20 protein-coding genes are annotated in these 22,675 nt (G+C 45.5%); 13 read left to right on the top strand and 7 right to left on the bottom strand.

The genetic code is table 11. From position 1 onward, the window contains the following. Nucleotides 1–30 precede the first annotated feature (30 nt). Nucleotides 31–1,200 (top strand): signal recognition particle-docking protein FtsY, encoded by a 1,170-nt coding sequence (ftsY, locus tag B9G69_RS03605; protein WP_088616871.1) that lies wholly within the window; start codon nt 31–33, stop codon nt 1,198–1,200. On the opposite strand, the gene B9G69_RS03600 is transcribed toward ftsY, so the two are convergent. Together B9G69_RS03600 and B9G69_RS03595 are read right to left on the bottom strand one after the other, a co-directional pair. Next, the gene (locus B9G69_RS03600; protein ID WP_088616872.1) at nt 1,189–1,872 is read right to left on the bottom strand and encodes an NAD(P)H-binding protein; all 684 of its coding nucleotides are present in this window, start codon (nt 1,870–1,872) and stop codon (nt 1,189–1,191) included. The genes ftsY and B9G69_RS03600 overlap by 12 nt on opposite strands. 2 nt (nt 1,873–1,874) lie before the next feature. Beyond that, nucleotides 1,875–3,362: a L,D-transpeptidase gene (locus B9G69_RS03595; protein ID WP_088616873.1), complete on the bottom strand. Its 1,488-nt coding sequence runs from the start codon at nt 3,360–3,362 to the stop codon at nt 1,875–1,877. Nucleotides 3,363–3,489: 127 nt separating this feature from the next. On the opposite strand from B9G69_RS03595, the gene B9G69_RS03590 reads away from it, so the two are divergent. The 10 genes from B9G69_RS03590 (at nt 3,490) to B9G69_RS03545 (ending at nt 13,704) form a co-directional block, all read left to right on the top strand. After that, nucleotides 3,490–4,158 (top strand): hypothetical protein, encoded by a 669-nt coding sequence (locus B9G69_RS03590; protein ID WP_265437955.1) that lies wholly within the window; start codon nt 3,490–3,492, stop codon nt 4,156–4,158. After that, the gene (locus tag B9G69_RS03585; protein ID WP_265437954.1) at nt 4,091–5,212 is read left to right on the top strand and encodes a hypothetical protein; all 1,122 of its coding nucleotides are present in this window, start codon (nt 4,091–4,093) and stop codon (nt 5,210–5,212) included. Before B9G69_RS03590 ends, B9G69_RS03585 begins: the two co-directional genes overlap by 68 nt. A gap of 249 nt (nt 5,213–5,461) precedes the next feature. After that, nucleotides 5,462–7,213, top strand: coding sequence for a L,D-transpeptidase family protein (locus tag B9G69_RS03580; RefSeq protein ID WP_088616875.1), 1,752 nt, complete (start codon nt 5,462–5,464; stop codon nt 7,211–7,213). 56 nt (nt 7,214–7,269) lie between these two features. After that, nucleotides 7,270–7,887: a hypothetical protein gene (locus B9G69_RS03575; RefSeq protein ID WP_254917017.1), complete on the top strand. Its 618-nt coding sequence runs from the start codon at nt 7,270–7,272 to the stop codon at nt 7,885–7,887. A gap of 131 nt (nt 7,888–8,018) precedes the next feature. Then, the gene (locus tag B9G69_RS03570) at nt 8,019–8,327 is read left to right on the top strand and encodes a cell division protein ZapA (RefSeq protein ID WP_088616876.1); all 309 of its coding nucleotides are present in this window, start codon (nt 8,019–8,021) and stop codon (nt 8,325–8,327) included. Between the two features lie 28 nt (nt 8,328–8,355). After that, a complete protein-coding gene (locus tag B9G69_RS03565) occupies nt 8,356–8,919 on the top strand; it encodes a 5-formyltetrahydrofolate cyclo-ligase (RefSeq protein WP_254917018.1) in 564 nt (187 codons plus the stop codon). Nucleotides 8,920–8,943: 24 nt separating this feature from the next. After that, the gene (gene rny, locus B9G69_RS03560) at nt 8,944–10,509 is read left to right on the top strand and encodes a ribonuclease Y (protein ID WP_088616878.1); all 1,566 of its coding nucleotides are present in this window, start codon (nt 8,944–8,946) and stop codon (nt 10,507–10,509) included. Then, complete coding sequence (tyrS, locus tag B9G69_RS03555; RefSeq protein ID WP_088616879.1) at nt 10,509–11,744, top strand: tyrosine--tRNA ligase; 1,236 nt, start codon at nt 10,509–10,511, stop codon at nt 11,742–11,744. The genes rny and tyrS overlap by 1 nt, the downstream gene beginning before the upstream one ends. A gap of 71 nt (nt 11,745–11,815) precedes the next feature. Next, nucleotides 11,816–12,745: a 2Fe-2S iron-sulfur cluster-binding protein gene (locus tag B9G69_RS03550; protein ID WP_088616880.1), complete on the top strand. Its 930-nt coding sequence runs from the start codon at nt 11,816–11,818 to the stop codon at nt 12,743–12,745. Between the two features lie 134 nt (nt 12,746–12,879). Next, the gene (locus tag B9G69_RS03545) at nt 12,880–13,704 is read left to right on the top strand and encodes an alpha/beta fold hydrolase (protein ID WP_088616881.1); all 825 of its coding nucleotides are present in this window, start codon (nt 12,880–12,882) and stop codon (nt 13,702–13,704) included. Nucleotides 13,705–13,707: 3 nt separating this feature from the next. On the opposite strand, the gene B9G69_RS03540 is transcribed toward B9G69_RS03545, so the two are convergent. From B9G69_RS03540 to B9G69_RS03520, 5 genes are all read right to left on the bottom strand, one after another. Beyond that, nucleotides 13,708–14,964, bottom strand: a complete 1,257-nt coding sequence (locus B9G69_RS03540) for a response regulator (protein ID WP_088616882.1) — start codon at nt 14,962–14,964, stop codon at nt 13,708–13,710. Nucleotide 14,965: 1 nt separating this feature from the next. After that, nucleotides 14,966–15,346, bottom strand: a complete 381-nt coding sequence (locus B9G69_RS03535) for a hypothetical protein (RefSeq protein ID WP_088616883.1) — start codon at nt 15,344–15,346, stop codon at nt 14,966–14,968. Between the two features lie 181 nt (nt 15,347–15,527). Further along, nucleotides 15,528–15,854, bottom strand: a complete 327-nt coding sequence (locus B9G69_RS03530) for a HesB/IscA family protein (protein ID WP_088616884.1) — start codon at nt 15,852–15,854, stop codon at nt 15,528–15,530. Nucleotides 15,855–15,965: 111 nt separating this feature from the next. After that, entirely contained in the window at nt 15,966–17,162 is a 1,197-nt protein-coding gene (locus B9G69_RS03525) for a cysteine desulfurase family protein (RefSeq protein WP_088616885.1), read from the bottom strand. Between the two features lie 44 nt (nt 17,163–17,206). Further along, a complete protein-coding gene (locus B9G69_RS03520) occupies nt 17,207–18,814 on the bottom strand; it encodes a hypothetical protein (RefSeq protein ID WP_088616886.1) in 1,608 nt (535 codons plus the stop codon). A gap of 224 nt (nt 18,815–19,038) precedes the next feature. Between B9G69_RS03520 and B9G69_RS03515 the strand changes: the two genes are divergently transcribed. Both B9G69_RS03515 and B9G69_RS03510 read left to right on the top strand, forming a co-directional pair. Next, on the top strand, nt 19,039–21,327 hold the full coding sequence (locus tag B9G69_RS03515) for a vitamin B12-dependent ribonucleotide reductase (protein WP_088616887.1): 2,289 nt from the start codon (nt 19,039–19,041) through the stop codon (nt 21,325–21,327). 93 nt (nt 21,328–21,420) lie between these two features. Further along, nucleotides 21,421–22,620 (top strand): S1 RNA-binding domain-containing protein, encoded by a 1,200-nt coding sequence (locus tag B9G69_RS03510; protein WP_088616888.1) that lies wholly within the window; start codon nt 21,421–21,423, stop codon nt 22,618–22,620. The last annotated feature ends 55 nt before the right edge of the window (nt 22,621–22,675 follow it).

Raw genomic sequence — 22,675 nt, 5'->3', positions numbered from 1 at the left:
AGAAGTGCGGGATCAGACAGAGGAGCAACTATGTCACCAGGACATGAGCAACAAATCGAACTTCTTTTCGGGCTCGCGGCCCTTCTTTTAACGGTTATCTTTGGCGCGATCTTTTTTAGCTTTTGGAAGCGCATTCGTTCTGAACAAAAAGCGCAAACAAACAAAGAACTTACTCATGAAGTAAAACGTGAAATGCCAACGATGGCGGTCGAAGAGCCCGTGATCGCGCATATCGATTCTTCAGGACACGTTGTTTCTGATTTGCCATCAGTGGACTTGGCGGATGCTCTTCGAAAAACAGAGGAAAATCTGTTCGGCCGAATTCGCAGTCTGTTTAAATCTGGCGACAGCAACCAACACTTGGATGATATCGAAGAAATTCTCTACACAAGCGATCTAGGCCCTATCACCGTTCAACGGTTAATGGCTGCTTTACAGGATAAATTGTCTCGTAAAGAGCGAGCTGACTACGACACTGTTCGCGACGCTTTGAAAGAAGAAATCAAAAACATCTTTGCGGGTTCTCATTCGTCAGCTCCCACTTCTGGGATCTTGTCTAAAATTAACTTCGCGACGACAGGACCTACGGTTTTGATGATCGTCGGAGTGAATGGCGCCGGCAAAACAACTTCGATCGGTAAAATCTCGGCTCAACTTGCAGCTGAAGGTAAAAAGGTTTTGGTGGCGGCAGGAGATACATTCCGCGCGGCAGCCGGTGGTCAGTTGAAAGTTTGGACGGATCGCGCTCAGGTTGAGATCTTCTCTCCAGAAGGAGTGACAGATCCAAGTGCCGTAGCATTTGATGCTGTGGCTAAAGGTAAAGCGCAAAACTATGACATCGTAATTGTTGATACTGCAGGTCGTTTGCACACTCAGGCAAACCTTATGGAAGAGATCAAAAAAATGAAACGTGTGATGACCAAGGTGATCCCTGAGGCTCCACACGAAACATTGATCGTTCTGGATGCGAACTCGGGTCAAAATGCGTTGATGCAAGCTAAGGAATTCCATAATGCTTTAGAACTTACGGGCGCAGTCCTGACTAAAATGGACGGCACAGCCAAAGGCGGCGTTGCCGTAGGACTTGCTCAAGAACTGCAAATTCCAATTAAATTGATTGGTGTGGGTGAGCGTATCCAAGACTTGCGCACGTTCTCGGCGCAAGAGTTTGTTGATTCTTTATTCCAATCACACGTCTGATTTGATCGAGTCTGACATTCTCTGAATTTCGTCAGACTCGTAAATAAACTGTCCTTCATTAAAATTCATGATCGCCAGAGCCATTGCCTTAGCAACATCTTTTGCAGCAATGGCTTTGTACTTTTTAAGAGGTCCCACCATAAAAGTATTAATGATTGGACTTAGCTTTTGCGCGATCACTTCACCGGTGCGGTGCTCTTTGCGATTTCCCGTCAGTAAAGAAGGGCGGAAGATTTCAATTTGGGGGATAGCAAGCTTACGCAGATCCCTTTCCATTTCGCCTTTAACCCGATTATAGAAAACAGATGATTCGGGATTAGCACCCATTGCTGAAATCACCATGAATTTTTGGGCGCCCACTTTTTCGGCGACCTTGGCGAATTCAATCACATAGTCGTAATCGACCTTACGAAAGGCTTCCTGAGAGCCGGCCACCTTGATGGTCGTACCTAGGCAGCAAACGAAAGTGTGGGCCTTCAGCGAGCTGCCATAGTGTTGTAGCTTATCAAAGTCTAAAAGGATGTTTTCGATTTTAGCTGGGAAGCGTCCCAGAGGTTTACGGCTTAATACCGTCACGTGGCCGACGTGTTCAAGGGCCGACAAAAGCAAAAGGAGCTCGTTCCCCACGAGCCCCGTTGCGCCTGTCATGCAGATGTCAGTTGGGAAATTCATCCCTAGTAGATTACAGCAGGAGGGAAGTGATAGCCAGTAGCTTTCAATTGTTCAGGGACAGTTGTTCTGAAATCAAGAAGACCGCTGACTTTCACTTTGCCTTTAACGGCGCGTGCATCTGGATGTTGATAGTCAATGAAGCGACCTTCATCCACCAAGAAGTAACCACGGAAGTTAGTAGGCGCTTTTTCTTTGCCAGCATCGATGCGGTAACGATCACCCGATTTACCAGAGCTTGCTGAGTTTTTGTAGTTCAGCGGAGTGGCTGTAGGGTATTGGTCAACCATGTAGCTGCCTTGTTCAAGGAAGTTGTTACCTTGAATCACAGGGATGTTTTTCGTGATGATGTTTGTCGCATCAGCACTTAAGCCGCCGGCTTTTTGTGCACCGTCAGTTAGTAAGATGTAATCCCAACGAGCCGGGTTGTTGTAAGCGTTTTTATAACGAGTCAACGGGATCACACTGCCGTCAGAAAGAACTGCTTGGCGTTCGCGAGTCGATTCACGAGCATAAACGCGGTAGATGTCCGTTCCTGTTGGCAAGATCTCACGAAGGTAAGCGATCGCGCGATTTTCCAAGCGAGTGCAACCATGAGAGCCCGGGTTTGAGAACATGTTCATAAAGAAGCCACGAGTGATGTCGATAGCATCAGAACCATCAACACCCCAACCGATCGTTCCGTGCATCCATTGACTGTTGACGCCATTTACATCATCAGACGGTGAAAGCTTAGCCGCGTACCAACCAAAAGCACCATAAACAGTGTCTTTGCCATTTTTTTTCGTCAACCACTTACGAGAACCAATCACGCGAGAAGAGTTTTTAGAAATCGGAGAGGGGATCGATTTCAAATCCTGGCCCGCAGTGTACCAGCTTGGGTAAGTTTGCATACCGTCAGAATAGAATTTAACCCATGAAGCAATACGTGAGTGTCCCAGCCACGTCATGTAAGCATAACGATCTGTTTTCGTACCTTCTTCGTTACGACCCACAACCATATCTGTTTCCATCACTAGTTTGTGAGGGCAACCTGGTGTTACTGTGCAACGCTCGTAAACACGAGTTTTTTCAGTCGCTACGTTTTGGATAACGAAATACTTAGCAACAGGTGCCTGGTAGACTTTATCCGACAGGTAGTCTTTTGAAACGAACAATTGTGCAGCAACGTTGTTCGGTACTGATTTAGATTTGATCAATCTGATTTGAACCAGAGGAGTGTCTGCACTCAACGCGTTCACCAAAACAACTTCATCATTCATGGAAAGCTGACCTACGATGTTGTCAGAGGAAGTTGTAGAATTTGAACTACGCAGGTTCAAATTATCTGCAGCGATGTAATAAGTTTTGCCAACGATAAGTTGGTTTTTCGCGACAGCAGTGATTTGCACTTGAGCGAAAGATTGAGAAGCTGCAAATGCGTTAAGTGTCAAAGTGGCAACTAGCATGCAGAATGCTGTGCTGATGCGACTTTTACCAAGAATGCTCATCATGGATTGTCCTCCCCAGAGATCAATTGCATAAATTACAAATTGGAGTGTTCGTATATCAGAAAGTGGATATTGGCATCCCAAAAAGTTGGGAATTGTAAAAGTGCCCCGCGGCACTGCTGGAGGTTTCATGAAATGGATTTTGAGCCTTAGTTTACTTATTGTTTTGCCTGCGCTGAGTCAGGCGCAGTTCAGCCCCTATGCGGGGAGCAGAGACTGGCGCGTGACAAAAACGCAATGGTCGCAACAAGACGAAGATGGATATGGAGCTTTCATCGCGCGTATTGGTGCAGCCGTCGAAAATAGACAGTGCGATACCGTGAAGGGCTGTCTTACGAGCAATGCCAACCCGTATTACTCTTCGGACCCCTCAGGGCTCGCATATTATGCTGACTGTGCGGATCTTCCTTATTATTTGCGCTCGTATTTTGCTTGGAAAAATGGACTGCCGATGTCGGTTGCAAGCCGAGTGAGTGCTCGCCCAGTCCCTGGAAATACTGGTGACATTAGGTATACACCTTATGGGAATTACGTGACCGGCAGATTCGATGTGATAGCCGGTAACGGCAGAAACCGTTCGGCATTCATTTATAATATTGAAGACTTCGATTATGGTTTTGGAATTCTGGCGTCACGCTATCCCAATGCCGTTTCACTTTTGAATGGAACAATCACCAACACTACGTTGTCGGCAACATTCCGCATGATGGGAGTCGAAGATGGTAAAATGTATGCGGATTTTTATCCTGTTAAGCTGGCTGACTCGTTTCAGTATTCGACCGGGAACTGTGATCTATGATCCGAATGGCCACGTGGCTATCGTTTACAAAGTGACACAAGATGGTCAGATTTATTATATCGATTCACATCCCGACAATACGTTGACGTCAGGAATGTACAATCCCAAATTCGAGCGCAGCAACCCTTATCAAGGCGCGGGATTTAAAAACTTCCGCCCGCTGACTTTGACGGGAGCAAAACGTGATTCCAGCGGGGCTTATATTGGTGGGCGAGTCGAGGGAGCTAAGAACAACAGTCTTCCTTACTACAGTCTTGAACAGTACTATGGGACAAAGCCAGATCCCGACGGCCAATGGTCCAAAGGGCAATTCGTTTATAATGGCCGCGCCGTCGACTATTATGAATATCTTCGTATCATGCTCGCAAACGGCGAACTTCGTATTGATCCAATCGCTGACATGCAAAGCATGGTGGCTGATCTTTGTGTGAATATGAAAGACCGTGTGGTTGCAGTGGATATGGCGCTTCGCTCTGGCGTTCAAAATAAACCTCATCCAGATCGTCTGCCGCAAAATATCTATGGCACAACTGGTGAGTGGGAGCAATTTGCATCCCCATCCCGTGACGCTCGTTTGAAGGTTTCCTTTATGAACTTGCTGACGCAAACTCGCAGTATGGTGCAACGACACCAAGTCGGTGATCCCACGATTGTGTATCGTGGAAATAACCTGCGTGGTGATTTGTTAGCGATTTACAATCGCGATGCAAGGGCTTGTCAGTTTTCTTACACCAACAGTCGCGGCCAAGCAGTCACAATGAATTTGGAACAAGCTCGCCAAAGAGTTTTCGACATGAGTTTCGATCCGTATCACTGTGCCGAGCTTCGCTGGGGAGCTAAATCTCCTCAAGAACTAGCATCTTGTCCTGATAATCAAAACAAGCGCGCTTGGTACAACGCTGAACGCTGGCTCCGTTATCAATGGGAGCGTACCTACGATGCTCGCATGGATTACTCATTGGGGGAGCTGAACGGACCAAAACCAGGAGTGGGCATCGCCAATCCGCCTGACGTGGATGTCGTTCGATTCCTACAAACCGGGACCCGTCGCTGATAATTCAACAGCAAAACTTCAATTGAAATCAAAACCGAAAGCCGATCTCGCTAAGGGTCGGCTTTTTTGCCAACTGCGGGTATTGGTTCCCTGCCTCGTGAAAAATCACTGTCTCATTTTTAGACGGTGAATTTTCCAAACACTGACTGACGGTATTTGTTACCTCTCGGCCCGGGAGACCTCATAAGCAATAGATTCCTTCTGGAATGGCACGGAAGTTGGAAGTTATTGGTATGAGTGAGGTTTTCAATGAAAATCAAAGATTTCATCAGCAGTAACGAAATTCTATTGATAGCTATCGGTATCATCATCCTGTTTCCGTTATTTTCCAGTGCACAGGTTGCTGATCCCCAAGCCACTCAGTTGTCACGCTTGATTCAAGACCAAGTTAACAACCCTTCTTCTGCGAACTACCAAGTTTTATTAAATACGAAAAAGCTCAACAGTTTTTATTCCGACGATAAATTAAGCTATCAACCGTATTGGATCGACGCTTCTTCCATGCGCCCGAATTTCAAAGCTCAAGCTTTAAGAAAAATCTTGAAAGCGGCACCTGACCAAGGTCTTTGGGATGTGTATTGGAATAGCAATCTTGAATCTTTGTTCAATTCACAAAATCTGGCAGTGGCAGACATAGCTGAATTGGAAGTGAAGCTTTCTGAAGCCTACCTGAGATACGCCCATCACGTGTATGTTGGACGTTTTGATCCTCGCAAATTTGACGACAATATCGAAATGGAGCCAAGGCAGATGCCGGCTTTGATGTTGCGCTTAAAGATGGTTGCAAGAAATAATCAGTACGACCTTATCGAAAAAACCAACGAGTTACTTCCAAAAATACCCGCATACGGAAATTTGAAAAATGCTTTGGCTAAACTCCGCTCTATACCAGATAAAACATGGCCCGTGATTCCAGCGCCAGGAACAGATTTGTACCTTGGCGTTCGTCATCCACAGGTTCCTGCAATCAGAAAAAGGCTGGCGCAGCTGGGATATAACGTCCCGGTCAATGGCAGTGATCAATTCGATGCTGATGTTGATAAATCTCTTAAAGATTTTCAAAGAAACAGCTCTTTAAAAATCGATGGTCGTATCGGTGGAAAGTTTTCAAAAGTATTGAAGTATTTAAATGTACCTTATGAACAACGTATTAAGGAAATCGAACTTAATATGGAAAGGTACCGCTGGCTGCCGCGTAAGCTAGACACTCGCTATATCTTAGTGAATGTAGCGATGACGAAATTCACTTTGCGAGATGATGATCTTTTCATCCGTGATCCCCACGATTCTTCCAGAGGCACTTGGAGTCCTGAGATCTCGCGTCTGCAGTTCAGAACTATTAATGGACGTGATGTTAGAAAAACTCCTTTGATGATCAGAAAGATTTCTCGAGTGGAATTTAATCCAACATGGACTGTTCCGGCGTCAATCGCGATAAAAGATAAGCTCCCAATCTTAAGACAAGACCCCACTTATATCGATAAACACAATATGTACTTGATGGTGGGCGGTAAAGTAACACCATCGGCAAGTGTTAATTGGGCTACGGTGACCGAAGATGATTTTGCAAATCAACGTTATGTAATCGTACAAAAGCCAGGATATGATAATGCTTTAGGGGTGGTAAAATTCCCTCTGGATGGCAACAGCTTCAATATTTACCTTCACGACACGAACGAAAGAAATTTGTTTGAGGAAGAAAATCGTCACGGAAGCTCGGGGTGTGTGCGATTGCAGCGTCCTTTGGATTTAGCTTTGTATCTTTTGAAAGATCAGAACTACACGATGGATACTATTAAAACAATTGTTCCATCGGCAACAGAAGCGACCTCTCGCGAAACAAAGCGGGTATCTTTGAAGAAGCCAATCACGGTGTTTTTGCATTACTTAACAGTGGAAGCGAAAAGCAATGGTGAGCTGGGTTTCTCTGATGATGACTATGAACAAGATCCAAAGCTTCTTGAAGCTTTGTACAATCCAACAAACAACTCCGAATTCTGACCTCGCCGTTTAGAAATAAATTTGGCTGTTAACAAAATCTATGTTTCGATAAAGGGATGATAAGAATCGTCCCTTTTCTTTTTTTGTGGCCACTTGCGGTTTTAGCGCAGTCGACTTCGCCGGGGGCGGCGCCCATCGCGTCGACGACTCCGGTTTCAGTTTCCTATGAAAATGTGCTGAAATGTTTCCCGGAGCTCAAAGATGATGCCTTAGCCTTCAAAGTGAATTTGACCAAGCTCAAAGAAATCGCTGACGACAAGTTTGTGACAATCCGCTCGCAGCTGCGTCAAAGAAAGGTGAACTACCTTAATGCGGACAAAGAGGAGATGAACCTGATCTTAAAATATCAACAGGTTTCCTTGAAAAAGCAGAAAGTTGAATTATCGGTTCAAACGATCGCCCATGATGGAGTGCTTACGGAATTAGCACTTACAAAGAATCAACGCACGAATCCCAAGCAAGAGATCATCAACAACTTCCTTTTGAATGGGACCATCAAAAGCGATGTCTACTCCTATCTTGACACAAAGCCGAATGGAATGAGTGCGTCGTATAAGAGAAACTTCCGAGAGGTGATCGAGTACAATCTTGAGGGATCAACTCACAAGCGCAGTCTATCGTGCTCAAACGAGCCACAGTTGGGCATTATATGCACCTGCTCTAAGAAGCCGTAGTGCGGGTGCACTATGAAATAAACTGTTGAATACCGCTCTTCGTTATAGCTATACTTTTTGTAGTGTTGTTCTAGGATTTTTTCTAGAGTTTTAAAAGGTTTAGCCCATTAGCGATTGAAAGAGGAGACACGGTGACTGCTGAGAAAAAGAACTTTAATTTCCTCATTGCAGGAGTCCCGTACAAACTTAGATCCTCTCACGACGATTCTACGGTTCAAGAACTCGTCGACTTTGTTAATAACAAAATGACTCAAGCTATGGCCGTTACTAAAAACGGTTCCTTCCAGAATGCCGCTGTGTTGACAGCGATGAATCTTGCGGAAGAACTCATCCTTTTGAAAAGAAAAGCTCAACGTGAACTCGATAAGCTCGAGGAAAAAACGTTGCAACTTTCTTTGGAACTCGAGAATTCCAAGAACAACAAGGTATTGAACAACTAACTTTGATTGTAACTCTCTTGGAGTGTCCATGTCCTCTTGGAGCTCTAAAACGGAATGTCGTTCCTTTTATAAATCTCTTTGCGCCCAAGAGTTTGCGCAAGGTCTTGTTCAAAACCAGCAGCAGTTGAATGTATTTCTGCAGGACTTTATGTCCAAGCAGGACGGATGTTGGGGTGCTTATCGCGCTCTCGCTCAAGAAACCAGTGTGGACGAGATTTTTAAAATCGACCACATAGACTGGGTCTTCCCCCGAGTAAAGGGGAGTGAGCTTGAGTTTTGTTTTGCATCAGGTTTTAGCCAGGGCGCGTTCGGCGTTTTGGAGCCTGATCCCAACTCCGCTATCATTGATCTTAAAGGCATTCACGGCCTGCTGATTCCCGGATTAGTTTTTAATAAGAATGGCAACCGCCTTGGTAAGGGTAAGGGGTTTTATGACAAAACCCTGGCGCACTTTAAAGGAATCAAGGTGGGTATCTGTTTTGATTTTCAAGTTTCAGAACAGACGTTACCGATGGACGCCCATGATGTGAAGATGGATTACATTATCACAGAGTCGGGTCTAAAGGTTTGTCAGCAGTACGAAGTTCATTAGGAACTTTTAGGAGAAAAGGAAGAGATGGAAATTTTAATCACAGCCATTATCTGTTTAATTTTGGGCGGTGTCGCTGTTTTCGTGGTGAAAAGAATCCAAGATAACAACAGCAAAAAATCTGCACGCGTTGAAGCAGAGCGTATCGTTAACAAAGCAAAGTCTGAAGCGGCAAAAATCAAAAAAGATTCTGAAACGCGTTCGAAAGACTTCGAAGCTCGTGCCCGCAAAAATGTTGAGGCCGACATTCATAAGCAAAACTCCACGTTGAAAAACAAAGAGTCTCAATTGGATCGTCGTCTGAAAGAGATCGACCAACAGTTCAAACAAAAGATGGAAGAGAACGAGCGTTACTTGAACACGCTTAAAGACCGCGAGGAAAAAATCGCCATCTCTGAAAACCGAGTGAAAGAGCTTGAGAAAAAAGGCGAAGCTCATATCGGGGAGCTGAAGACGAAATTGGAATCTGTGGCAGGAATGTCCCAGGACGAAGCTAAACGTCAATTGCTAACAGCGATTGAAGAAGAAGCTAAAATCGAAGCATCTAAAAAAATCACGCAAATCGAAGAGCAAGCACAGAAAGAATCTGAAGTAAAAGCGAAGCGTATCTTGGCAACAGCGTTGTCACGTTTTGCGTCTGAGTTCACGTCGGAAAGAACTGTCAGCGTATTGGCGCTTCCAAACGACGAGATGAAAGGTAAAATCATCGGTCGTGAGGGTCGTAATATCCGTACTTTGGAAGCCCACTGTGGCGTTGATTTGATCGTCGACGATACTCCAGAAGCAGTGGTTATTTCTGGTTTCGATCCAGTACGCCGTGAGCTTGCGCGTAGAACGATCGAGAAGTTGATGGAAGATGGTCGCGTGCATCCAGCACGTATCGAAGAAGTTGTAGAGAAACAACGTAACGAATTAATGAAGTCCATCAAAGAAGAAGGCGAACGCCACGTCATGGAACTGGGTATCGCTAACATGCACCCAGAATTGATCAAAATTATCGGTGGTTTGAAATACCGTAACTATCAAGGTCAAAACGCTTTGAACCAATCTCTGGAAGTGGCAAACATCGCCGGTCTTCTTGCGGGTGAGTTGGGTGTGAGTGTGAAGCTTGCTCGCCGTGCGGGTCTTCTTCATAATATCGGTAAAGCGATCGATCACACAGCTGAAGGCAGTTATGCTTTGGTAGGCGCAGAAGCCGCTAAGAAATACAACGAATCTGAAGACGTGTGCCACGCGATCCGTGCTCACGATGAGGAAGAAAAACCTCATTCGATCCTAGCTTGGATTGTGCATGCGGCTTACATCTTGTCGAGCGCGCGCCCAGGGGCACGTCGTCCGCAAATGGATTCCTTCATCCACCGTTTGGAAGATCTTGAATCTATCGGGAACAGTTTCGATGGCGTATTGAAAACATTGGCCCTTCAAGCGGGTAAAGACGTTCGAGTCTTAGTTGAGTCTGCCAAAGTAACAGACGACCAAGCAGTGATGTTGTCCCGTGATATCGCTCGTAAGATCGAACGCGAAGTTCCACAAGCGGGTCAGATCAAAGTCACTGTGGTTCGTGAAACAAGATCTGTGGAGCACGCACGCTAATGAGTTTCTTAGATCCGAAAGAGCAATTAGAGAGAATCAAATTTGGCGTCGCCGAATTCATCAATGATGAAGAGATGCTAAAAAAGTTAAAGCGTTCCAAAGAAACGAACACTCCGCTTCGTATTAAATTGGGTGCTGATCCGACTCGTCCAGACATTCACATCGGTCACACGGTTGTGATCAATAAATTAAAAACCTTCCAAGACCTGGGTCATCATATCATCTTTTTGATTGGTGACTTTACGGCGACGATTGGTGATCCCACGGGCAAGAGTACGACTCGTCCAGTTCTTTCTCGTGAAGAGATCGAAGAAAACGGTCGAACTTACGCAAAACAGATTTTTAAAATCCTTGATCCAAATAAGACTGAAATCGTTTACAACTCGTCTTGGATTGGCAAAATGACTCCGGGTGAGTTCATCAAGATGGCGGCACAATATACGGTGGCGCAGATGCTTGAGCGTGATGACTTTACTAAGCGTTACCGCGCAGGAACTCCGATCGCGATTCATGAATTCTTATATCCGTTGACTCAGGGTTATGACTCTGTGGCGTTGAAAGCAGATGTGGAGCTGGGTGGTACAGATCAGAAGTTTAATCTTTTGGTCGGTCGTTCCATGCAGTCCGCTTACGGTCAAGAGCCCCAGTGTATTTTGACGATGCCGATCCTGGAAGGTATCGATGGCGTTAATAAGATGTCCAAGTCTTTGGATAATTATATTTCGGTCGTGGATACTCCAAAAGATATGTTCGGTAAGACGATGAGAATTTCTGATGATTTGATGTATCGTTGGTATGAACTACTGACTGACATCACAGCATCTGAACTTGCCCAATTGAAACAAGATGTGGCGGATAAGAAAAAACATCCCCGCACAGTGAAAGTTGAATTGGCAAAATTCATCATCAAACGTTTCCACTCGGCAGAGGCGGCACAAGCTGCCGAAGATGAGTTTAACCGTATCTTTGTCGACAAAGGTTTGCCTGACGAGATCGCGACGGTGGAAATTTCTAAAAATGATATCCCTGCTGAGGGCCTTGGTGTTGCTCAGCTGTTAGTGAAGCTTGGCTTTGCGACTTCCAACAGTGAAGGAAGTCGTATGGTTCAAGGTGGTGCCGTGCAAATCGACGGCCAAAAAATCACAGACGCGAAGGCTAAGTTGGCTGTTGCAACTATCGATGGAAAAGTCGTTAAAGGCAGTAAGACAAAATTCGCGAAAGTGAAAATCGTCTAATACGTATGCGGTACCCCGTTGAGGGTACGGCGTGTGAAGAATAGGTGCCTGGCACCATTGAGGATTCGAGTATGAAAATTAAATTTCTTCCGCAGAATATCGAAGTTGAAGGCTCTCCTGATAAGAGTCTTTTGCAGATCGCTACGGAAAATCAACTTGAGATCCGTTCGATCTGTAAAGGTGTTCCCAGCTGCGCGGAATGCCGTGTTCGCATCAAAGATGGCGACAACAATGTTTTGCCACCGGGTAAAGCAGAGCTAAGCCTGATCGGTACAAGCTATTTTATTGATGGCCGCCGCCTCAGCTGCCAGGTCCGCTGTTATGGGGACGTCACAGTGGATTTGACAGAGCAAGTTGAACGCGCAGAAAACCAAGTAAAAAAAATCAGAGGCTTCCGTACGAATAAACAAACGGAATCTAAAGCGGTTAACGATACGATGTTATTGGATGCGAAACCTGATGAGTCGGTGGCGGTGCAATCCGTTTCTGCTGATGTGGCAGCCGATAAGGTTGAAGGTGCTGAGAAACCTCAGCAACAAGCTAAGCAGCAACATCATAATCAACAAAAGCAACACCACCAGAATCAGCAAAGACAAGGTGGCGGTCACGGTCAAAATCAAGGGCAAAATCCAAATCGCCAGCAGGGCCATCAGCCTAAACAGCAAAATCAGCAGCAAAACCAAAACCGTCAAAAACAGGGCGGGGGGCAGCAGCAGAATCAGCAAAAGCAACAGCAACAGGCGAAGCAGCAACAGGCGAAGCAGCAACAGCACTCGAATCAACAACAAGGGCAGCAGAAGCAAAAGCAAGGTGGCGGTCCACAGAACCAAAACCAAAATCGCCAGCAGGGGAATCAGCCAAAGCAGCAAAATCAGCAGCAGGCTCGACAAAATAATCCTCTACAGGGGCAGCAGGCTAAGCCGCAAAATCCTCAAGGTCAGCAGCAAAACCAACGCCCTTCAAATCAACAAAATCAAAACCAGAACAAGCCCAAGCAATAGGGCTTGTTCTTTTTTACGCCCGTTGCTCGCTGCAGTCATAGGTGTCGCCCACGTCCAATTCTTAATCATTTGTTAACTAATTGGATTTAGGTCCAGTGCATGACATTTGATCGAGGCCCGATACGGTTTCTAGGATGTCTCACAAGATCACTTACCGAGAACGGGGCTCAGGGCCGATACTTCTTCTTCTGCATGGTTATGGCGGAAGCGTTCACCATTGGGAAGGCATAGCCGCGCACTTAGAGCAACACTACCGCGTGGTGATCCCTAATTTAAGCCATATCTATATGAGCAGCGATAAGTTGTTCTTTACCGTTCAAGTCGAAGTCCTGGCGCGCTTTATCAAGGAGCACTTTCCAGATGAGCGTGTGCACGTCGCGGGTTTAAGTTATGGGGGAGCCTTAAGCTGGGGCCTAGCGACCATGCATCCACAATTGGTTCGTAAGATGGCTTTGATCAACCCTATGGTGACGGATCCTGTTAAGAAATTTATGCCCAAGGAACTGAGATTCTTTTTCTCCATTCCACTGAATCTGAAAAGTATCTATATAATGTTGTCGACTCCGATGGGTGCAAGCTTTCTAAAACGGGCGGCTCAGATTTTTCGGGATGAAAGATCTGAAGGTGCGGTATCCGTGGAGAGACTCAAAGGTCGCAAGCTGCAATTCGTGGCTCACATGATTCATCATTTTTCTTGGATTCTGCGTTCTGAAGACTGGCAGGCATGGAACAGAAAGCTGTTCAATTATCGTGGGGAATGCCGTCTCATTTTTGACGAAAGTGATTTGCTGTTTAATCAAGAGGCCTACCGAGGTTTTGCAAAACATCTGGGTTGTGAAGATCTGATTGTTTTAAAAGGCGCAGGTCATCTGGCGATAAAATCTCAACCCGATCAGGTGGCACACCACCTGATCGAATTCTTAAATGCAGCAACTAACTTTGAAAAAATGGCGAAATAGTTTTTAGGCCTTTTCACTAGTGCGTTGGCGATCTGGGTAAGCTCGGTGGAAGCGTTCAATGATATCTTCAGCCAAAACTGTTTTATTATCACTTACAAGCAAGCGAATGAATGTTTCATAGGATTCGGCATCCATCCGGTTTTGAGATGCCATTTTGCGTCCTTGATCGATGACTTTAGACAACGGCAAGGTCTTACAGTTAAATAGGAAATAGAGGTTTTCGTACTCTTTGCTGCCAACCTTGTTAGCTGGGAACTGTTGCAGGAAACGAGCCGCTTGATGCACAGCTTGGGCATCTCCACGAAGCAACACTTTGACGATTTTGGAAATATAATCAGAATCTGCTCCCAAAACCTGGACGCCCAATTCAAAACATTCTACCGCTTTCACTAAAGCTTTGTTGTTCAAATTCGATCGGCCCGCTGTGAAAAGAGCGGCAGAAAAAACGTGGCGTAGCTCAGTGGTTTTATGATCCAGCTGTGCGAAAAGTTGAAAATAGTGGGGAACCTCGTCCAATTTTCCTGCAAACACCGCCGAGATGAATAATTGGCCCAAACGTTTTGGACCGATCGGATAATTTTCAATGATCGTATTCGCGACGGTGTAAGCGCTGTTGTAATCTTTTTGTTCATAGAAAGTATCAAACTTTCCTGTCAAGCAACGATAGTGCAGCGGCTGCAACTCAAGGCCTTTAATAAATTCATCGTTAGCGAATTGGTATTCGGTCTCTTTGAATTTGGTATAACCCAAATAATAGTGCGCCAGTGTGGGTTTTTCTTGATGTTGGAGGGCTGTGGAGAATTTATGTTCGGCATCTTTTAGCAGACCGTCAAACAAGGCCTGTTTTCCCTCACGAATGTGCTTGATGTATTCGCTAGGATTCAATTTGCGATCAATTAAATTGCGCAGACGAGTTGCCAGCATACCGCTTTGGAAGGGCTTTACGATATAATCATCCACCAACTCTTCGGCGGCTTCGGCAATGGAAGAGCTTGAGTTGTTGTGGGTCATGATGATGGAAATATTATTGGGATTATTTGTGGTATGTATAGCGACCAATTCCAAACCGAATTTGGAATCGATTTGGAATTCTGTGATCAAAAGATCAGGCTTGGTGTCAGTCAGATGCTCACGGGCACTAGTATAACGTTTCGTGGCGAAAATGTTTTCAGTGCGCAAACCGATTTCCAACAGCGCTGCGGAGATTAAGTTTGTGTACGACGGAGAACTGTCTACGATCAAGGCCTTCAGGTTTTTCATTTTAATCAAGCTCCCGCATGGACCTGAACAACATGTCGGTGTTCAGTTGCGATTGTAGATTGGCGTTCAGGAAGTTATCCCAAAGACCTTTTTCAAAGCGGTGAAGCTCAACTGTGTATTTCGAAAATTTACCTGAATCCAAGGATTCGCTTTGAGTGACCTTACCAGTCGCTAAAAAATCAAATTCATTTCCCGCGATGTGAAACTTGCCTTTAAGTTGGATGATTGTCCCCAAACCGCAAATTCTTGGAGTCGCTTCAAAGGTGAACGATTTGTCAGAGTATTCAAGAATTTCTAGTGGTCTGGCTTTCAGATTTTTGACCAACTCAAATTCCGTCGTCAGATTTTGTAGACTGTGAATTTCTAAAAAATTTCGCGCCATAGGACAATGATATGTCCAGTGTTCAAGATTTCCTAATTTGCCAAAGGTCAGATGGAGCAGTTCTAGACGTAGTAAGTGGGGTAAACCAATTTCGTAGAACGAATGTAGGTCTTAAAAATGGCCCGCTCGTAATGAAAAGGCCAGTGTTCCAACGAATGTTCTGAGATGGTTTGCGAGAAATTTAGACGTTAAAGCTGGAACCGCAACCGCAGTGTTTTGTCGCGTTTGGATTGTTGAAGACAAAGCCTTTGCCGTTCAAACCACCAGAGTACTCCAACGTCATACCAAGAATGTACAACATGGAATTTGAATCAACGGCGATCTTTTGCCCGTTAGCCTCAAAGAACTTATCACCATCGCGAGTTTGCGTGTCGAAGTCCATTTTGTAAGACAGGCCTGAACAGCCGCCTTTTTTCACTTCCACACGCAGAAAAGCTGACTCGTCTTTGCCTTCATCTTGTTTAAGAGATGCTAGTTTTCTAGCAGCTTCTGGGGAAATGTTGATCATAGAAAATCTCCTGAAAATTGCTCGCTCAGTGTACCACAAAGGCCGAGCTCAGGGGAGGTCAGATTCCGTCCCCTCGGGAGTTCGTCTAAATTACTGAAAATATTATACAAATCAAGTTGGGATGGCGCCGCTAAGGATGTCCACGGCCCGCTGAATATCCTCTTCTGTGGTCCAGCGGCCCAAAGAAATGCGGAAGGTGCACTGAGCTTCCTCTGGGGAAAGGCCAATTCCTTTTAGGACGTGACTGATGGTCATTGAACCGGAACTACAGGCAGATCCTGTACTGATTCCCAATTTTTGAATTTTCGCTGTCAAAGATTCCACTTTGATTCCAGGCAATGTGATATTTAAATTGATAGGCGAGCGTTCCATCGGATGGCCATTAAGGCGCAGACCAGGAATCGCTGCTTGAAGCTTACTCCACAAAAGATTGCGCAGCGAAGTCATGCGTGCAATTTCAGAATCAAGACCGTTTTTGCAAAGTTCCGAAGCGACACCAAGACCGACAATTGCAGGAACATTTAAAGTTCCAGAACGAAGGCCCTTTTCTTGGCCACCACCATAGATCAATGGATTTAGTACAACCTTAGGATCTTTACCACGAATGTAAAGAGCAGCAGAACCTTTCGGTCCGTACATTTTGTGAGCAGAGAAAGACATTAAGTCGATTCCCATGCCTGTGACATCCACTTTCAATTTCCCAATAGCCTGAGTTGCATCAGTGTGAAGATATATTTGTTTTTCTTTCGCAAGCTGGGCGATCTCGAGGATTGGATTGATACTGCCTATTTCGTTATTGACCCAGATCAAGCTGATTAATTTCGTGTGCGGTTTGATCGCCTGACGAAGCGTTTCGATTTCGACTTGTCCGTATTTATTCACAGGAAGGAAATCAACTTCGACTCCTTGCTTTTCCGCCGCCAACATCGCTTTGATAACGGAGCTGTGTTCAACACAGCTTGTGATGAAATGAATCGGCTGATTTGGATTTTCTTCACGAAGTTTTGAGAGCAGACCAAAGATCACCCAATTGTTGGATTCAGTCGCGCTGGATGTGAACGTGATTTCAGAGGATTTAGCACCAATAAAAGAAGCAACTTGCATGCGTGCTTTTTGAACGCCGTTTTCAGCTGCCCAGCCCCAATGGTGTCCTACGCTGGCGGGGTTTCCAAAAAACTCTTTGAAGTAAGGCTCCATCGCAGTGAAGACCTGCGGGTCCACAGGGGTCGTAGCATTGTAATCCAAATAGAGTCCTTTGTCGGACGCTGTTTGAGCGGCGGTGCTGAGCTTCTCTGATGTGATTTCCATGGACCCAAAGTTAGTAAGGGGTCCTAATGCGGTCAAGAGGAATCCTAGGAAGCCACGGATTTCTTACGATCCTTCGCTTCATTTTCTTGCTGAGCTTCGTACTCGTCGATTTTATCGTTTAAAAAGTTTTGAGCACGGTATTTATCCAGATTTTGCAGCTCCATCCGCAGAATATGCAACTGGGTGACACCCTGATTTACCAATCGGTTTTTTTGCTCGCCTAAAAACACACCGCCTTGCGGAGTATACAAAACATAGCGATTGTTGCGCGGCAAGTGGACATACAAATTAAATTCGACAGGCACATCGGTGCGTATGTCATTTATTTTGACGGCTGCCATTTCTTCATCGGGTGACGGAGCAATATCAGCTTTTAATTCTGCATTCGGGAAAAAGGCCATGGCCACTTCGTTTCCTTCATGAACAGACTTGCGCAGAAACTCTGCATGCTCCACGGCCCATGCAGCGAAAGGAACTTGTTTTATTCGAATGGGCATCGTCTCATTGTTCGATAGGTTTTCGCCGTTTTCAGTAAGAAACTTAAACAGGCGAGTGCGGATTTTTTCGACGAACTGAACATCAATCGTTAAATGTTGAGCCATCGCCGCAACCAGGTAGCCAGAAAAACGACCTGACTCGACAAGAATGCAGGCGACGTTGGTAGCAATTTCGATTTTACGTTTTTTCTCGGTGATGATGCAGGCTTTATCCATCGCTTCGCGAGTGCCCTTAAGAATGAGAGAACCAGGATCCTTGGCAACTTCATCAGCCGTCTCTTTAAGGCCTTTTGAATTTTTAGTGCGAGCAGTTTCTTCGACCGGAGCCCACATGGTGTCGTTCTTTTTACGACTGGAGTAGGCAGAAGAACCGCCATCACCATAAGGGTCATAGTTAGGATCATTTGGATCAAGGGCATCCGATGCACTTTGGGAACCACGGGCTCCACCCAAATCAGAAATGCCAGTGGGATTGGCATAAGGATCCCTCATAAAAGGACCATTGACGTTTGAATCGGGTGATGTTGGAGGAATGTACCCGGCCATTCCAGGTTGAACAGCGATGTTGCTTTCGTTAAGACTTCCTTGTCCAAACCCAGCAAAGCTTCCACTTGTGGAGTTCCCTTCAAGAGCACCCATTAAATTTGCTAAAAAATTTTGCGAAGAAGCCGTTGTGCCATCGGCACCTGCTTCGCCCCCACGAATGGCGATCACACCTGAATTTGAACCACCGGCATTGTCCCAAGTTCTTTGGGCGGCGGCGGCGTTGTTAGTCTGTGATTGATCCTTGTGATATTTGTTAACCATCCGTTCAACAGCAGGCCCGGTGATCGGGTGATAAATGGCATATCCCGCATTACAGTCATTCAAAACTTTGACAGAGGTCGGTGTCGAATTTTCTGCAAATGCGATCACGCACACTGGAAATGCTTGGCTCAGAACTTTTGGAAGATTTCTGACTTTTTTATTTGGATGATCGATACTCACCATGACAAATTGTGGTTGGTTTTGCACCAGAAAGACCATTGCTTCCTTTAAGTTATGGGTGCTTTTAATATCCCAATCGCGATTCTTTAGGAATCCTTCAACAGGTCCAAGACTTTGCGGATGTGACTTGATGATCAGCAGTTTGCGCTTTTCAATCGGTTGTTCCATGCTGTAACGGTCCTGTTAAAAAATTATGAGTTATCTTCTTAACGGTTGCTTAACTCGAAATAAACAGTCCATTGCTGCTATTTCGTACCTCCGTTGCAAAAAGATAATCAAGATGAATGCTCGAGTAGTATGTCTGTTCGATACCGCTGCGACGGTAAGCCAGACGTTTGTAGAGTCTCAGGAATCAAGATACTCTTCAGGGGGAACTCTCCTACAATACTTGTATGAAGAATCAAACACTGCACAGTACAAGTTATTTTGTTCCCGCAGGAAAAAATCCTGAGAGCATGTTTAAGTGGAAAAAGGTTCATTGCGAAATAAAAAATCGCAAAGGCGAAGTTTTCTTCGACATGAAAAATGTCGAGGCGCCCGAAGGCTGGTCTCAACTTGCTGTAGAAATTGCTGCCAGCAAATACTTTCGCAAGTCGGGAGTTCCCAAAACAAACCATGAAAAATCCGTGCGACAACTCGTGGACCGCGTGGTGACGGCCATCGCGGCCAGTGCCCTTAAGCAGGGCGGATACTTTAAAACAAAAAAAGAAGCGGATATTTTCAAGAATGAATTGAAATATATTCTTCTGTCCCAACGTGCAGCGTTTAATAGCCCTGTCTGGTTTAACGCGGGCTTATTTGAAGCGTATAAGATTGTTTCACCCAGCGAGCATTATGCTTGGGATGCAAAAAAGAAATCCATTCAGCCAACCAAGAATGCCTATGAACGTCCCCAATGTTCAGCATGCTTTATCCAAAGTGTGGATGATTCTATTGATGGAATTTTTGAGTTGGCCAAAAACGAAGCGCGTTTATTTAAATATGGTTCAGGAACGGGCAGTAACTTTTCCACTTTGCGTAGCAAATACGAACCACTCAATTCTGGGGGGCACAGTTCGGGTTTGATTTCGTTCCTCGAGGTATTAGATCGCGGCGCCGGTGCCATCAAATCTGGAGGTACCACTCGTCGAGCAGCTAAGATGGTTGTTGTCGACATTGATCATCCTGAAGTTCTGGATTTCATCGAATGGAAGATGAACGAAGAGCAAAAAGCTAAGCTTTTGATTCAAGCGGGCCTTAGCGCAGACTTTGAGGGTGAGGCTTATAAAACGGTTTCTGGCCAGAATGCAAACAACTCGGTTCGCGTGACAGATCAATTTATGAAATCTGTGCAAAATGAAAAGCCATGGAAACTGCTTGCTAGAGTCAGTGGCAAGGTGGTGCGCGAAGTCCCTTCTGCGGATGTTTGGAAGAAAATCAATCACGCCGCCTGGATGTGCGCGGACCCTGGAATTCAATTCCACGACACCATCAACAAGTGGCACACATGCCCGAACACGAATGAAATTCGCTCGAGCAATCCGTGCTCTGAATATATGTTTCTGGATGATTCTGCGTGCAACTTGGCTTCAATCAATTTAGTAAAATTTTTGAATGCCGATGGCAGCTTCGATTTTGAATCTTTTATTCACACCGCACGCACGTTATTTATCGCTCAGGAAGTCTTAGTCGACTATTCAAGTTATCCGACTGAAAAGATTGCGCAACACTCCCATGACTATCGCCCTTTGGGTTTGGGCTTTGCTAATTTGGGCAGTTTGCTGATGCGTAAGGGAATTCCTTATGACAGTGACGAGGGGCGAGCATGGGCGGGTTCCATTACTTCGCTGATGACGGGGGTTGCCTATTTAACCAGTGCCGAGATGGCTCGGGCAAAAGGCGCGTTCGCGGGATTTAAAAAGAATCGCACACCGATGATCAATGTCATGAAGATGCACGAAAAGGCATTGAATAAAATCGCGTGGAAGAACTTGCCTGAAGGTTTGGATAAAGCTGCTCGTAATTTGTGGAAAGCGGTCGTTTATAACGGTGGCAAGTACGGATTCAGAAATGCACAAGCGACAGTCGTCGCTCCAACCGGTACGATTGGTTTGTTGATGGATTGTGATACCACGGGAATTGAACCTGACTTTTCTTTGATCAAATTAAAGAAACTGGTGGGTGGTGGGGAAATTCAGATCGTCAACCAATCCGTAAAGTCTGCTTTAAAAGTTTTGGACTACGATGAGCGCCAAATTGAAAGTATTGTGGCATTTATCGCGGAACATAACACTCTTGTTGGTTGCCCTGAATTTAAGCATGAGCATTTGCCAGTTTTTGACTGCGCCAACGCTGCACCTGGCGGGCGCGTGCTGTCCCCGGAGAGCCATGTAACAATGATGGCTGCGGTTCAGCCGTTTATTAGTGGAGCGATCTCAAAAACAGTGAACTTGCCTCACTCCGCAACTGAAGACGACATTGGACGCATTTACTTCCTTGCCTGGGAGCTTGGGGTCAAGGCGGTGGCTGTATATCGCGATGGCAGCAAACTCAGTCAGCCGTTGAACGTTAAGAAAAAGAGTTCCAAGGCCGAATCTGTTCCAAAATTTACGATGAAATGCCCAGAATGCGGAAGCGACACAGTGCTTACGAGCGGCTGTTACCGCTGTCCTAACTGTGGCACCACTGTAGGTTGTGCCTAACTCGCTCCGGCAATCAAGGCATAGGTCGGGTGCTGACTTGCCCTTCAAGGGGGGATTGAGTACACCTTAGAGATTCCTTTTTGCGGAGAAAGTATGAGTAAAAAAGATATTTTTGGTGATGATATTGATTCTGGTAAATCCTTCGAAGACTTCGAGGCGATGTTTGCACAATCTGAAGCGGGTGGGTTGAAAACCCGCGTTTCTGTGGGCGATAAAATTCGTGGCGAAATTCTGTCTATCGGTAAGGAAGAGTCTTTTGTTTCTACTGGTACTCCCACGGATGGTATGATCTTCACCAGAGACCTTTTGGATGAAAACAAAGAAGTAAAATATCACGTAGGCGATATGATCGACGTTGTTGTTCTTTCCACAAAAGGTGGCGAGATCCGTTTGACGATGAAAGGTTCAAAATCTGCGGAAGCTGATTCTTTGGAAGACGCTTACGATATGGAGCTTCCGGTATCTGGTACTGTGACTGAAGTTGTTAACGGCGGTTTGCGCGTTAACGTTCAAGGCAAAACAGCGTTCTGCCCCATTTCCCAAATTGATTCTCGCTTCGTGACGGATGCATCTGAATACGTGGGTAAGAAATTTGATTTCTTGATCACGCAATTTGATAAACGCAACATCGTGGTTTCTCGTCGTAAACTTTTGGAAATGCAAAAAGTTGAAAACGAAGGTGCCTTTATGCAGAAAGTGCAAGTAGGCGCGATTCTCGAGGGTCGTATCACTCGTTTGGAGAAGTTCGGCGCATTTGTTGAGCTTGAATCAGGTGTCGAAGGCCTGATCCACTTGTCAGAGCTGACGTGGTCGCGCGTGCACAGCCCTCAAGAAGTTGTCTCTCCAGGGCAAACTGTGACTGTGAAGCTTTTGAAAATGGAAGAGATCGATGGCAAGTTGAAGCTTTCATTGTCAATGAAGCAGGCCGACGGTGACGGCAATCCTTGGAATTCCGTTCCGGCAAAATTCCCAGTGGGAACTGTGGTTAACGGAAAAGTTGAAAAGAAAGAAGTTTACGGACTGTTTGTAAACATCGCTCCAGGCATTACGGGCCTTTTGCCAAAGGCAAAATGGCGCGATCATGTTGATGGTGCTCAATTCGAAAATAAAAAACGCGGTGATGATATCGCCGTGCAAATCGACGAAATCAAATTCGAAGACAAGAAAATTTCATTGGGTGTTCCAGGTGCAGGCGAAGACCACACATGGAGAGCTCACCAACCGGCATCCGGTTCCGGTTTCGGCTCCCTAGGGGACGCTCTTAAAGGTTTGCAAATCAAACCCAAAAAGTAAGCGGTACCTTTTTAAATTTTGAATGTTTTAAGAAAGCCTCTGTTGAAAGACGGGG

The organism is Bdellovibrio sp. SKB1291214 (assembly GCF_002209355.2).
GTDB lineage: Bacteria > Bdellovibrionota > Bdellovibrionia > Bdellovibrionales > Bdellovibrionaceae > Bdellovibrio.
The sequence above is the reverse complement of the archived record's forward strand: the minus strand, read 5'-3'. Positions and strand labels throughout refer to the sequence as shown.